The organism is Legionella antarctica (assembly GCF_011764505.1).
GTDB lineage: Bacteria > Pseudomonadota > Gammaproteobacteria > Legionellales > Legionellaceae > Legionella > Legionella antarctica.
This window is the reverse complement of record NZ_AP022839.1, coordinates 1872841-1885809: the sequence shown is the minus strand read 5'-3', so window position 1 is coordinate 1885809 and position 12969 is coordinate 1872841. Positions and strand designations below refer to the sequence as shown.

The window sequence follows — 12969 nt, the reverse complement described above, 5'->3', positions numbered from 1 at the left end:
GATAATTCCGCTTGCTGACGCGCGCGGCTCGGATTAGTCCGGGCTCAGTGGCAGACACTTACCCGGCGATTCTGACAGGATACTTTTATTGTACTCAAAAAGTGCTTTTTTTAATCTTCCATACCGAGCAGAAGAATTTATTTTTTTAACGATGATGCTCTGAGTATTTTCCTGCAGAAGTAAGGAGAGTAAAACCCGTAATATCCCTCTTTCCTCAGCTTGAATCAGGCTTTTATCAATGATCCCACTAGGACGAATAATTCCAGTGTAGTTATCAACTGATTTAACCGAAAACAAGTCATTTGTCGCTTCTTTAACATTTTTTATACTTGGAACATATTCAATATCTATTGAATCCAGTATAACAAAATTGAGTTGATTTAAAGAGTGGTTGTCTCCAGTCACCATGTCAATATCAATGTCTGTCTTATTGCCAAAGATTACATCATAGAGACAGTGTCCTTCATACTCATTAGGCCCAATATTCTTGGCATTCACAGCAACAAAATTAGCAATTAATGTGTACACAGAAAGCCCTGGTTCTTTGCCAAGAAATTTTTTTGAATATCTTGACTGAATTGTACTTTCACTAGTTGGAAGCTTTTGTCCGTCTGCATCAGCTAATAATTGTAAATCCATTAAATTCCATTGTTTAAAAATAGGCAATGAATGGAGTAGATTGCTTGCTATATCATTCGCAGGGCATAAGGTATCCACACGAATGAAATCTTCATGAGTTGATCGCAAAAGATTATGGCTAAGATCTGACATATCAGCCATTTTTTCCTCACCAATACCAAAGGCATCGGACAGTACGCACGCATTAACAACCAAAGGAACAGGCTTTCTTTTTTTATGATAACGGGTTTTCATGTGGGTAAATGCACGCCACATATCAACGTGATTACCAATATGCATAGTAATATCAGGGATTTCTACTTGTGTGAGGGTCTTAAAAAAAGCATCATCTAGCTTATCCAGGCTATCGTAGCCTAGACTCCACTCTTGCTCACCAGATTTAGTTTCTTTTATCAGAAATCCAGGATTTTCGCCAAGACTAATGCGTTTTGTTGCCCTATCCCACGTGTTATCCAGTACGTTAAGCACTTCATCTAAGTGCTCACTGCAATAGATTGGAATATTTGGATAACCAAATTCATGGGCTATTTTTTCTACATCATCCACTAACGCATCATCAATTAAATCATGGTCTATGTCACAATAAGAGACACTTTCATTGCAACAGAGCAGTCCTTTATCTAAACGACGATACATTTTTTGATAGACAAAAAATTCAAATAAATGGGGATCTACCTGTTCATCAGTTGGATTTTCTTTCAAGTAAAGAATCATTGTTTTAGAGATGGTGTCCTCCAAATCCTTGTCAGCTTAAATGATGATGGACTTTTATCAGCACCATAATGTTTTTTGAGTAAATCGATAAGCTTCATAATATCGCTGTCTTTTTTATAAAATACGAGCGGTACTGCTAACATAATAGGCCGGAGATACAATGCAATTTGCCTTGATGATTCCAGATAAAATGCCCATTTAGCTGCTTTTTTATCAAATACACTGCCTTCCAAAAATTGTGCAAGGGCAGGGAACTGTTCCTCTGGTAAAATATTATAAGCTTGGTGGTTTAGCTCATCATGGGTTAAATTCTGCTTGCGATTTGGAAACCATTTTAGAAATCGAGCCAATTTTGGTAAGTCAACAACTAAACCAGAACTATGCTCAGTCATTGCCTTTTCAGCATATATTTTACCCTCATTCATTATACCTCTGGTGTGATATATAAAGCTGGTAATTAAGTGATCCATAATTTGTTGATAACGATGATATACAAAACACAGAGCTTGAAGCCATTGTTGTGGCTTACTTAAACGTCTGAGCCTAGAAGCAGCGTATTGTTCCGCTAAATCAGCATAATAGCGAATAGAATTCTTGGATATTTTGAGTCTTGGGAGGAAGTTTTTTGCAAAATCATATAATTCGACAAGTCCCAATGCCTTATCTACCTCAGCCTTGATAGCCTTATATTTAAAATTCTTCTGATCCAACCGTATTACATTCAATGGAGTTATCCCATCCTCTTTATTGATTAAAACCGACAGTTGTTCTTTTTTTGATTCTGGAATAACTGAAATAAGTTCATCAAGTCGAGCATCTTCCATTGAATATGCATTGGTAAACATATCCTGTATGGTGCGATACGAAGGTAAAACAATCTGTTGACTACTAAAGTAGTTTAATAATTGTCGTAGAGCATCATGTCCTTTAGGGTAAAGTTTGATCAACTCACTTAAATGAAGCTGAATTTTGGACTCATGCATTGGCTGCCAATCTTTAAAGCCAAACAACAAGAGAATATCAGTTTTTTGTTTTTGATAAGTTTTAAAATCGATTTGACCTGTAAGTCCCAGTAGGCGTTCCCCGAAATATTTTCCTAAAATAAATTGTGAGTTATTATCTTGGCCTAAATTAAATTTATAAAACTGTTGCTTGGCCTTAAAATAGCCAAGCAATCGAATAAAATAAATCTGATATGGGTCCGCATGTCTGGAACAAAATTAAGGAAAAATAAGAGCTATTCATCCATCATTTATAGTTAAAAATTCACTCAAATTAACCTATTTAAACCTACTCAATACCGTATGAATAGTGATTGCTACTACGAATTGTCTTAGGTCATTTTACCACAACTCTATCAGAATGACTTATCCACAAGTCCACAGGTCAGGAGAGCTTCACTTTCTCGTATAGGCCTGTGGGCCTTGTGGGTAAGTCATGACGCTCTCATTTAGGGTTTATGGTCTTTTCCGGCCATAATACACCTCTGCGGGCGTTAAATAATTAAAGGACTGGTGAAGCCTTCGGTTATTATAATACTCAAAATACTCCGTTAAGGCCAGCTCAACCTCTTCAATTGTATCAAAATCATACCGGTAGATTTTTTCTTGCTTAACACTACGCCACAATCGCTCGATAAATATATTATCTAAATAACGTCCTCGCCCATCCATGCTGATAGAAATGTGGTGAGATTTTAGCGTATTTATCCAATCTTTTGAGGTAAATTGAGAACCCTGATCCGTGTTAAAGATCTCACAACGCGAATGCAGCAAAGCGTTTCTAAGCGCCTCAATACAAAATTCAGCCTCCATAGTAGGTGAAATAGCCCATCCAATCACATAACGACTATACCAGTCCATAATAGCTACTAAATACACATGCTTTCCTTTCATGCGGATGTAGGTGATATCTGCGGCCCAAACCTGATTTGGTTTGGTGATATCCACCTCTTTTAATAAATAAGGGAACACCTCATGCTCCTTATTGGGAACGCTTGTATTTGGCTTTGGGTAAACAGTCGATAACCCCATCATTTCCATCAACTTTTTTACTCGACGTTTACCAACAGGATAGCCTACTTCTTTTGACAGCCATCTTGCCCGCTTAATTTTACCTTCACATGGATACTGCAGATAGTGCTCATCAAGTAGCGCCATAAGCGCTTCATCTTCGACAGAAATGGGCTTGGCACTATAATAATAACTTGAAACAGGCAAGTCTAATAGCAAGCATTGTTCACGAATGGTGAGCTCGGCAAGAGGATCAATCATGACGCGCTTTTCATCCAGACTAAAGTTCATGCTTTTTTTTTAGCCAAGATAGCTGCGCTTGAAGTCGACCAATTTCTTGATATAATGCCTCAACAAGCTGCTCTTGGGACTTGGCTTCTTTTTCATTAGCCCCAGAGAATAAATCGTTAATGGCTTTGATGGCCGATTGCTTCCAAGTTTTTACCTGCGTTGCGTGAACACCGTATTCACTGGTAATTTGCGCTTGTGTGAGTTTCCCCTCAATCGCAGCTAGCGTTATTTTTGCCTTCTTGGCCGCCGTATAATAAGCTCGCTTTTTAGACATTTTATTCTCCTCTTTGTATTAAGAAGAATAGCTCTTAAAAAACCTTTTTTTGTGTCCAGAAAACCGCGCCTATATTAGTTTCCTCTGGTCTCAATTAATTATCCATTCAATCTGTTTTTTTAAATCGATATTTATCGCTGAAAGTTCTTCAATGTTATAATCTGTGTAGGGATTACTGGTTTCATTCGTTACCTGATGTTTTTGTATTTGCTTATCACGTTCGTGATGTAACCAGGAAATCTGAGGAGCAAACAAGTGAATCATGCCTTCCACCCACTTATCTAAAACCTGCCAATAGGGATCATCAATTAAAGTCATCTTGTAGCGTTTGAGAAAATAATCGATATGTTTCGCGTCATACCAAACTTCAGAGGTAACCCAACGATTGACAGTAAATAGTCGTATCGGTTGTCCAAATTGATTCATGCCTATGGCTACCAGGTGAGTTATAGGATTGTCTATATAAACATCCCAATCTGCTAATAAAGCTGGCTTTATGCGTTTTGGAATGTGCTTATATCTGATAAAACAGTGGAAATGACCGTGTTCTGAACTTTCAAAATTTTCTCTATGACAATGATAAAAGTATTGGGAACCAGTGCTGTGATCAATACGATCACCTTTAGGATAATGACTCATTCGCTCATGCCTGCGCTTTTTTTTAAGCGTATGATGTAAAATATTTTTACCTTTATTGGTAGTCATTTGTTGCTGTGCTTCCAAGACCTGAGTCGCATACCCCAGATAAATTTTCTGATGCCATTTACTTAACTCCGGCAAAGCAAATTCTGAATTAGTCTGCATAATGATTACTACATAAATAAACAATTGGTGTAAAAAAAAGAGGTAGTCGGTGCTACCTCTTTTTTAATCCGAACTAAATATTAGTCGCCACTGCAACCTTGGCAGCCCTTGCAACCTTGGCAACCTTGGCAACCTTTACATCCTTTACATCCTTGACAACCTTTACAACCAGTGCATCCTGAAGAGGTAGTAGCAGAGGCTTCATCAGCATATGCTACTGAAACTACAGGAACTGTTGACAGTGCAGTTAGCAATGTAGCTACAGCTAAAGTTGATTTTTTCATAATATTACTTCCTTGATAGTTAATAGTTTTTTTATCTTGACCCAATAAGATATTAGCAAACAAATTAATGTTTTTCTTCTTTTTAAACAAAATTTATTGTTTATTTTTTTTTTGAATTTATATGGCTGACTCAGTCAACAAAAATCACCAAGCCAAGCCATCTAATTTTAATCTCAGGATGATAGCCGTGCTTTATTTAATAAATCAAGCATGGATAGTTCGGGTACAAATCCTGCAGCATCCAATGCAGTAATTTGTGTGCCATGAGTATCAAAAAAAAGCATTGTTGGAGTACCGTAAATTGCAAAGGTTTTTTTGATCTCCGCTACTTCTTTACTCTTCCCACTCATGTCTACCTTAATACTAACTAACCCAGACATCGCTTGTATTATTTGAGGCTGGCTAAATACTTTTGAGTCCATGTCCTGGCAATCACCACACCAACTCGCTGAAAACTCAACGAAAGCTACTTTATGATTTTTTTTAGCCAATTCTAACTGAAGCTTTACATCGCTGAGGCTGCTGACCTTAATAAATTGATTTCCTGAAGCCATACTCTGTGGAACTGGCTTAACAGGAAAAAAAAGCCCATAAATAATAATCCCTCCATAAATGATTGCCAAGACTCCAATACCTTGAAAAAAAAGGCCTTTTTTATTTTTTTGCGATTGTAGACTTCCTAAACTAATACTTCCAATGATTAGTAAAGCTGCCCATAAAATTTTCACTATTGCTCCATCCAGGATTCTTGAAAGCATCCAGATAGCCATTCCCAACATCATCAAACCAAAAAAACACTTGATTTTTATCATCCATGAGCCTGTTTTCGGGAGTAAAGAGCCATAACCAGAGCCTACAATAAGTAAGGGGATACCCATTCCTAATGCCATTACAAACAAAATTAAGCCCCCCATTAATACCTGACCATTTTGGCCAATATAACTTAAAACTCCAATTAAGGGTGCTGTAACACACGGAGAAACAACCAGGGTGGATAACACCCCCATTAGTGCTACAGAAACATAGTTTTGTTTGGCACCAGTGTGGCCTAATCTGTTCATCCTGCCTGTCAAACCAGATGGAACTCTTAATTCAAAAAGTCCAAACATTGATAAAGCCATAATAATAAAAATCACACTAAACAAAAGGATCACTAAGGGACGTTGCATCAAAGTCTGGATAGTACTACCCATTAACCCTGCTAACATTCCTGCTCCAGCATATGTTATAGCCATGCCGATTACATAGCTTAGGGATAACTTAAAAGCTTTTGGTGTAGACAGAGATTTTTGTCCGACAATGATTCCTGATAAAATAGGTACCATAGGCAGAACACAAGGTGTAAAGGCTAACAATACACCCAAACCAAAAAAAGCACTCAAGTAAACAAAAGCATTGTTACCTTGAATAAAATGCAAGACCGTGTCTGGATTAGAGCTCCCAAAACCAGGTGTTGTAGACCAGCCCATATTAGCAAGTAGCATCAGCATCATAATGCTAAGCAATTTAATTGATGTTCTCATTTTATTTTCCTAATTTTGTTACATATCTAAATGAATTAATAAATACACAAAATATAATCTGATGAGAATTAATCTTTAAAGTCCCCAGAAACAGGTAAGACATCTATTCTTGAGTGTTAGTGAGATCATCTAAATGCATCACTTGGCATTTTTGGAAATCCCTCACTAATTCTCGAGATAGCAAATAAAACCGCTAGCTCACTCGATTACAAAGTTCACCAACAAACGGGAAGTAAAAAGATCAATTGACAGCAGTTAAGGAACTAACAATCGGCGGTTTAAAGAGAGTGTATGTTGGAGAAGTATAGGTAAATTTTGATATGCAGAAATACAGCAGACCTGCGAGAAGAAACAAATAGGCATCTATTCCAAATTCACTTTCAGCCAGTGCACATAACCAGGAAAAGACACATGTGGATACGACTGCAGTTCTGGTTGAGCACGGGTTTGAAGCCACAGTATACTGAGTTTTTTGTACCTGATTTTCAATCGAATGAGACAGCATTGGCTTTACACTAAATAAAGCCATACTAAACAGAATTAAACAATTAATAAATTTAATCTTCTCTTTCATACTGTTCATAATATCCACTTGAGAACAAAATGTACAGAGTTTTAATTCGAAGCAGCTTTTTCACAGAGCCACGGTGCACCAACTGTTGAGCTGCTCGAGATAAGTTTTAGGAGGATAATTCTTTTTTTGACAAAAACAAAAATATTTTATCGAGTAGTCTCGTACTCAATACACGTTTTAAAAAAATAAATAAATGAGCCGGAAAAGTCACCGGATATTTCGCACGCGGATTTTTTGCTTCAATAGCGTGGACTAATTTCTTAATTACGCTATCAGTTTTTCTAGTAAAAAAAGAGTTCGCTTTGGCTTGTTTATAGTTTGTAAGCATGCCCTCATATTGTTTTTGGAAATAGCCGTTTTTCATATCAATATTCTGTAATGTATTGTCCACCGAATTATCCCTAAACCGACTTTCTATCGGTCCAGGCTCAATAGTAACAACATGAATGCCAGAAGCATGTAATTCGAGCCTTAAGGTATCGCTTAAACCCTCAACTGCATATTTTGAAGCATTATATGCACCACGAAAAGGCATACTGATAATACCCAGTACTGAACTAATATTTATAATCCGCCCGTGACCTTGCTGACGCATCACCGGAATAACTAAATTAATTAACTCCAGAAGACCGAATACGTTAGTCTCAAATTGGTTGCGCAACACATCACGAGTGATATCCTCTAAAGCTCCTGCCTGTGCGTACCCTGCGTTATTAATCAAGACATCCAATCGTCCTGACGTCATACTTAATAACAAAGAGAACGCCTTCTGAATTGATGTAGAATCGTTTACATCTAGAAGTAGAGTTTCAACCCCTTTGGATGATAACTCGTGTACATCTTCAATTTTTCTACAGGATGCTATGACTCGATGGCCTCTTTTCTGTAAAGCAAAAACTGTATCGAAACCAATACCGCTCGAACATCCGGTGATTAAAACTATATTACCCGTCATTTTCAAACCTTAAGAAGAAACTTATTATAATGCTACTAGCACCTTTTCATAAAAGCTATCTTTGCCGCCCTATATTTTGCACTTTAAAAGACGTTAAAGTACATTTATTAATCACATAATCTTCCCTTTGGTCTATAATGTTGATGATACCCGAAAATAAGGAACACATCATGGAGAGAGCTAGTGCAAAAAAAACCCAATTAATGCCTATACTTCTCGTGTCATTTATGCTGTTGATAGGTGCCTTATACAGTGTTTGCGCCATCGCCCAAAATAAGGCTTCACAAGCTCCAGGCATCCAGTTGGCTTATTTTATTGGTTATCATAGTTACAACGGAGGCTATCATCGTCCAGGATACATTTATTATGGTCCAAGACATTATCCTCGCAGATCTTACTGGACCGGTTGGCGTTCTATAGGTTATGGCTGCCGACAAACCTGTCTCATAGATCGTTGGAGTGGTCGCGCTATACGTTGTACCAGGCGCTGCATATAATACTCAGAACATGCTATATAAGCCTGGATTTTTCCATCCTTATTTGTTTGTCACACATAAGCATAATCCCTGATATAATAATATTTTAGGCAAAGTCATCAATTAGACCTTGCTGACCTCTTTTATTTAACGTAGTTAATTGAGTCTCATCATCCGGGCTTATAATAAGTCCTTCTTCAGCTGGGGCATTGTTATTAGAAAATTGACGGGAATTTGCATCAGATCCAACATGAACATCTGATAAATTTAATCCTTGTTCGGACATCATCTCCCTTAATTTGGGCAAAGCCTGATCTACTATGTCACGAACATAGTTGTTATGAGTGTTTATACTTACTGAGGCAGAGTCTTTTACGACTTTTATACTAATCTCTAATGGTCCCAAATCCTCTGGATGTATTTTAATTAAAGCGCTTTTAATTCCTTGATGACCTAACCATAAAATGTGCTCGGAAAACTTATTGGCCCATTGCGAGTTATGAAGCTCAATTGGAATACTTAGAGATTTGGCTTCGGGAATATTTGCCGAGATTTGATCTTTATTGGGTGAGCCAATAGGTTGCATAACATGCTGGATATTATGAGATGTGAGACTATCTATTTTGGGCTCTTGGTTAAGGCTTGTGCTATCAGAATTTATTGTGGAAAGAGTAGTTGTTAATTGAGCAATATTAGACCAACTCTTTCTAGATTTTATAGACGATTTATCATTTATAGCATCAAGCACACTGTTTTTCTGAAGATCCTCATCTTTTTTTGTTACAATTTCACGTAATTCCTTAGACTCTGCTAAAAAAGGATCTAAATCCGGAACAAATTCTTCAGCCGATTCATGAGTTACAGCAATCGACAGAGGTGGTTCGAAGTTATCTGAATTAATCCATGCCATGGCCACATTGTTTTCTAATGCATGCACCGGAAGCTGCTCCGAGCTGGAACCAGTATTAACCGACGTATCATTGAACAAAAAAGATCTCGAACTCTTTTGAGGTTCAGTTGTTACAACCTGATCTTCGATAGTTACGTCAGAATTATCACTACTTGATAAAAGTACCCCTGTTGTACTCAGTTGATTTTCAATTCTTAGCAGGTCTTGCGCGTTTCTTATCGGGTCACTCTTTTTTGGAGCCTCCTTTGCACCCTGATAAGCATCAGTTGAGCTGCCTGGAACAGGGGTACTCGAATCAGAACTAATAGCATTTTTGACAGGAGTATTCGCCAATATTCCGGCAAGAAGTAAGACAAAAGAAGAAGGGTTGAGGATAAAACTATCTTTATCTAATGATTCATCTGTTAAATCTAAAGGCTGTTCAGACTCAAGGAAATCCCTGGTATTAATAGAAGATTCCGTTGTTGAAGATGAATTGAGAATAAAGTTAGTCAAATCAAGCATATTAACACTCCTTGTGCACTTACTTTCTTACCAAGCAATATTTATGCCAGACTAAATAATGAAACTAAATCCGGCTAAAATATGCTCCATACCAAGTCTGATAATAAGAATAAATTAAGGTCTGTCGAAAATTAGTCTTTCAGCCTCCCGCTGATTTTGAACCTGAAATTACTCAAAAAATCTAGGATAGCTCGTTGTTTTTAATGAGATAGCCTTCCCGCTAATAAATTTCCAACCCAGAATTCCAATTTACCAACCTTAATTCACAAGATCTCATGATAATTTGCCAAATATGAGCTATGATTATGGTTTTGAATTTGGGAGTTCTTTTATGAAAGTAGGTCTTGACAGTCTATCAACAAAAAGTCAATTAAAAGTTGATGGAAAAACCTATCAATATTACAGCTTAAAAGAAGCAGAACAGAAGAATTTTAAAGGAATTAACCGCCTTCCCTACTCTCTGAAGGTACTCTTTGAAAATTTACTTCGTTTCGAAGACAATAGTACAGTTACAACTCAAGACATCAAGGCAATTGCTGACTGGTTACAAACCAAAACATCGCAGCATGAAATTGCATTCCGGCCGGCTCGAGTTTTGATGCAGGATTTTACCGGAGTTCCTGCAGTCGTTGATCTGGCTGCCATGCGAACTGCTATAGTAAAAATGGGAGGAAATCCTGATAAAATTTCGCCACTATCGCCGGTTGATTTAGTAATCGATCACTCGGTTATGGTTGATAAATTTGGTACCAAAGATTCTCTTGAAGTAAATACAGAAATTGAAATGGAGCGCAACAATGAGCGCTACGAATTCTTGCGTTGGGGCCAAAAAGCATTTTCTAACTTCCAGGTTGTTCCTCCTGGCACAGGCATATGCCACCAGGTTAATCTAGAGTACCTGGGTAAAACTGTGTGGAGTAGTGAGAATGACGGTCAGTTATATGCCTATCCCGATACTTTAGTAGGCACTGATTCTCATACCACAATGATCAATGGACTGGGGATCCTGGGCTGGGGAGTTGGTGGAATAGAAGCCGAAGCCGCCATGCTTGGACAACCAGTATCCATGTTAATCCCTGAAGTTATAGGTTTTAAGTTAATCGGAAAACTAAAAGAAGGTATTACAGCTACTGACCTGGTACTTACAGTAACCCAAATGCTTAGAAAAAAAGGAGTGGTAGGTAAGTTTGTTGAGTTTTATGGGCCAGGACTTAATGATTTGCCACTAGCAGATAGAGCGACTATTTCTAATATGGCTCCCGAGTATGGGGCTACATGCGGATTTTTTCCTGTTGATAAAGAAACCATCCGTTATCTGGAGTTAACTGGCCGTGATAAACATACTATCGCCTTAGTTGAAGCCTATGCAAAAGCTCAGGGTATGTGGTACGACAAAGACAGCGAAGATCCTGTTTTTACCGATACCTTGCAATTGGATTTAAATACAGTTGAACCATCCCTGGCTGGCCCCAAAAGACCGCAGGATAAAGTAAATTTAAGCACACTACCTGTTGAGTTCAATGCGTTTTTAAAGGAAACAGGAAAAGAATCAGAAAAACATACTGACTTTTTAGTAAAAAACAAAGACTTTAAAATGAAACATGGCAATGTAGTTATTGCAGCAATAACCAGTTGTACGAACACTTCTAATCCCAGCGTTCTTATGGCAGCAGGTTTAGTAGCTAAAAAAGCAGTTGAGAAAGGTTTGCAACGTAAGCCCTGGGTTAAAACTTCTTTAGCACCGGGTTCAAAAGTGGTTACTGATTACCTTAAACATGCTGGTTTGCAAACGTATTTAGATCAGTTAGGATTTAATCTTGTAGGTTATGGTTGTACCACCTGTATTGGTAACTCAGGCCCTCTTCCTGATGCCATTGCTCACTGCGTTACAGATAATGATTTGGTGGTATCAGCGGTTCTTTCTGGAAACCGTAATTTTGAAGGTCGTGTACATCCTCAGGTCCGCGCTAACTGGCTTGCGTCCCCTCCTTTAGTAGTAGCCTATGCATTAAGTGGTACCACCTGCACTGACTTAAGCAAAGATCCATTGGGTAAAGACAATAAAGGAAATGATATATTTCTTAAAGATATATGGCCTTCAAATGCAGAAGTAGCTGAAGAGGTTGCCAAAGTTAGCGGTGGAATGTTCCGCAAGGAATACGCGGAAGTATTCCAGGGAGATGATCTTTGGCAAGCCATTAAAGTCAGCTCCGGTAAAACCTATGAGTGGAATGCCAATTCGACCTATATTCAGCACCCCCCCTTCTTTGAAAATCTAAAGATAAAACCCGATTCAATTAAACCAATCAAAGATGCGTATATATTAGCCCTGTTTGGTGACTCAATTACAACTGATCATATTTCTCCAGCCGGTTCAATTAAAGCAAGCTCACCTGCCGGCTTATATTTGAAATCAAAAGGGGTTAGTGAAAAAGATTTCAACTCCTATGGCTCTCGTCGTGGTAACCATGAAGTCATGATGCGGGGTACCTTTGCAAACATACGTATCCGAAATGAAATGACACCTGGCCAAGAGGGTGGCATCACGCGTTACATCCCAACCGGCGAAATTATGCCTATTTATGATGCCTCCATGCTTTATCAAGCGAATAAACAGGAGCTGGTTGTAATCGCCGGTAAAGAATATGGCACGGGATCATCAAGAGATTGGGCTGCAAAAGGTACAAATTTACTTGGCGTAAAGGCAGTTATTACTGAAAGTTTTGAGCGTATTCATCGTTCAAACTTAATCGGTATGGGTGTTTTACCCTTGCAGTTTAATGATGGCATGAGTCGAAGCACATTATCATTGGAGGGTAATGAGCGAATCAGCATTGCTCTATCAGATGCATTAACTCCTGGTAGTTTAGTAGCTGTTATTATAGAGCGTGCAAATGGTGATATAGAAGAAATTAAAGCACTCTGCCGGATCGATACAGCTGATGAAATGGAATACTATAAAAACGGTGGTATTTTACAGTATGTATTACGCAATTTATGCGCTTAATT

Annotated in this window: 11 protein-coding genes; 1 reads left to right on the top strand and 10 read right to left on the bottom strand. The window is 38.1% G+C overall.

Annotated elements, in window-relative coordinates; all coding sequences use genetic code 11:
- Window positions 1-33: 33 nt before the first annotated feature.
- The 10 genes from HRS36_RS18675 to HRS36_RS08965 all read right to left on the bottom strand — a co-directional run bounded on the left by HRS36_RS18675 (window position 34) and on the right by HRS36_RS08965 (window position 9960).
- Complete coding sequence (locus HRS36_RS18675) at window positions 34-1341, bottom strand: Tn3 family transposase (RefSeq protein WP_226905439.1); 1308 nt, start codon at window positions 1339-1341, stop codon at window positions 34-36.
- An 8-nt stretch (window positions 1342-1349) separates the two neighbouring features.
- A complete protein-coding gene (locus tag HRS36_RS18670) occupies window positions 1350-2528 on the bottom strand; it encodes a DUF4158 domain-containing protein (RefSeq protein ID WP_267313897.1) in 1179 nt (392 codons plus the stop codon).
- 282 nt (window positions 2529-2810) lie between these two features.
- Window positions 2811-3656 (bottom strand): IS3 family transposase, encoded by an 846-nt coding sequence (locus HRS36_RS08995; RefSeq protein ID WP_173235473.1) that lies wholly within the window; start codon window positions 3654-3656, stop codon window positions 2811-2813.
- Window positions 3646-3930 (bottom strand): transposase, encoded by a 285-nt coding sequence (locus HRS36_RS08990; protein ID WP_173235475.1) that lies wholly within the window; start codon window positions 3928-3930, stop codon window positions 3646-3648. The genes HRS36_RS08995 and HRS36_RS08990 overlap by 11 nt, the downstream gene beginning before the upstream one ends.
- 90 nt (window positions 3931-4020) lie before the next feature.
- The gene (locus HRS36_RS08985; protein ID WP_173237050.1) at window positions 4021-4734 is read right to left on the bottom strand and encodes a DUF6969 family protein; all 714 of its coding nucleotides are present in this window, start codon (window positions 4732-4734) and stop codon (window positions 4021-4023) included.
- An 80-nt stretch (window positions 4735-4814) separates the two neighbouring features.
- A complete protein-coding gene (locus HRS36_RS08980) occupies window positions 4815-5018 on the bottom strand; it encodes a hypothetical protein (RefSeq protein WP_173237049.1) in 204 nt (67 codons plus the stop codon).
- A gap of 173 nt (window positions 5019-5191) precedes the next feature.
- Window positions 5192-6541, bottom strand: coding sequence for a protein-disulfide reductase DsbD (dsbD, locus tag HRS36_RS08975; protein WP_173237048.1), 1350 nt, complete (start codon window positions 6539-6541; stop codon window positions 5192-5194).
- Window positions 6542-6782: 241 nt separating this feature from the next.
- Complete coding sequence (locus HRS36_RS19120) at window positions 6783-7070, bottom strand: hypothetical protein (RefSeq protein WP_476703261.1); 288 nt, start codon at window positions 7068-7070, stop codon at window positions 6783-6785.
- Between the two features lie 151 nt (window positions 7071-7221).
- Window positions 7222-8070 (bottom strand): SDR family NAD(P)-dependent oxidoreductase, encoded by an 849-nt coding sequence (locus tag HRS36_RS08970; protein ID WP_173237047.1) that lies wholly within the window; start codon window positions 8068-8070, stop codon window positions 7222-7224.
- Window positions 8071-8652: 582 nt separating this feature from the next.
- The gene (locus tag HRS36_RS08965) at window positions 8653-9960 is read right to left on the bottom strand and encodes a flagellar hook-length control protein FliK (protein WP_173237046.1); all 1308 of its coding nucleotides are present in this window, start codon (window positions 9958-9960) and stop codon (window positions 8653-8655) included.
- A 331-nt stretch (window positions 9961-10291) separates the two neighbouring features.
- Here HRS36_RS08965 and acnA point away from each other — a divergent pair, with 331 nt between their 5' ends.
- Window positions 10292-12967, top strand: a complete 2676-nt coding sequence (acnA, locus tag HRS36_RS08960) for an aconitate hydratase AcnA (protein WP_173237045.1) — start codon at window positions 10292-10294, stop codon at window positions 12965-12967.
- Window positions 12968-12969 lie beyond the last annotated feature (2 nt).

Coding starts and splice junctions, on each gene's coding strand:
- HRS36_RS08995 (WP_173235473.1), bottom strand. CDS start 3,656: ATGAACTTTAGTCTGGATGAAAAGCGCGTCATGATTGATCCTCTTGCC.
- HRS36_RS08990 (WP_173235475.1), bottom strand. CDS start 3,930: ATGTCTAAAAAGCGAGCTTATTATACGGCGGCCAAGAAGGCAAAAATA.
- HRS36_RS08985 (WP_173237050.1), bottom strand. CDS start 4,734: ATGCAGACTAATTCAGAATTTGCTTTGCCGGAGTTAAGTAAATGGCAT.
- HRS36_RS08980 (WP_173237049.1), bottom strand. CDS start 5,018: ATGAAAAAATCAACTTTAGCTGTAGCTACATTGCTAACTGCACTGTCA.
- dsbD (WP_173237048.1), bottom strand. CDS start 6,541: ATGAGAACATCAATTAAATTGCTTAGCATTATGATGCTGATGCTACTT.
- HRS36_RS19120 (WP_476703261.1), bottom strand. CDS start 7,070: ATGGCTTTATTTAGTGTAAAGCCAATGCTGTCTCATTCGATTGAAAAT.
- HRS36_RS08970 (WP_173237047.1), bottom strand. CDS start 8,070: ATGACGGGTAATATAGTTTTAATCACCGGATGTTCGAGCGGTATTGGT.
- HRS36_RS08965 (WP_173237046.1), bottom strand. CDS start 9,960: ATGCTTGATTTGACTAACTTTATTCTCAATTCATCTTCAACAACGGAA.
- acnA (WP_173237045.1), top strand. CDS start 10,292: ATGAAAGTAGGTCTTGACAGTCTATCAACAAAAAGTCAATTAAAAGTT.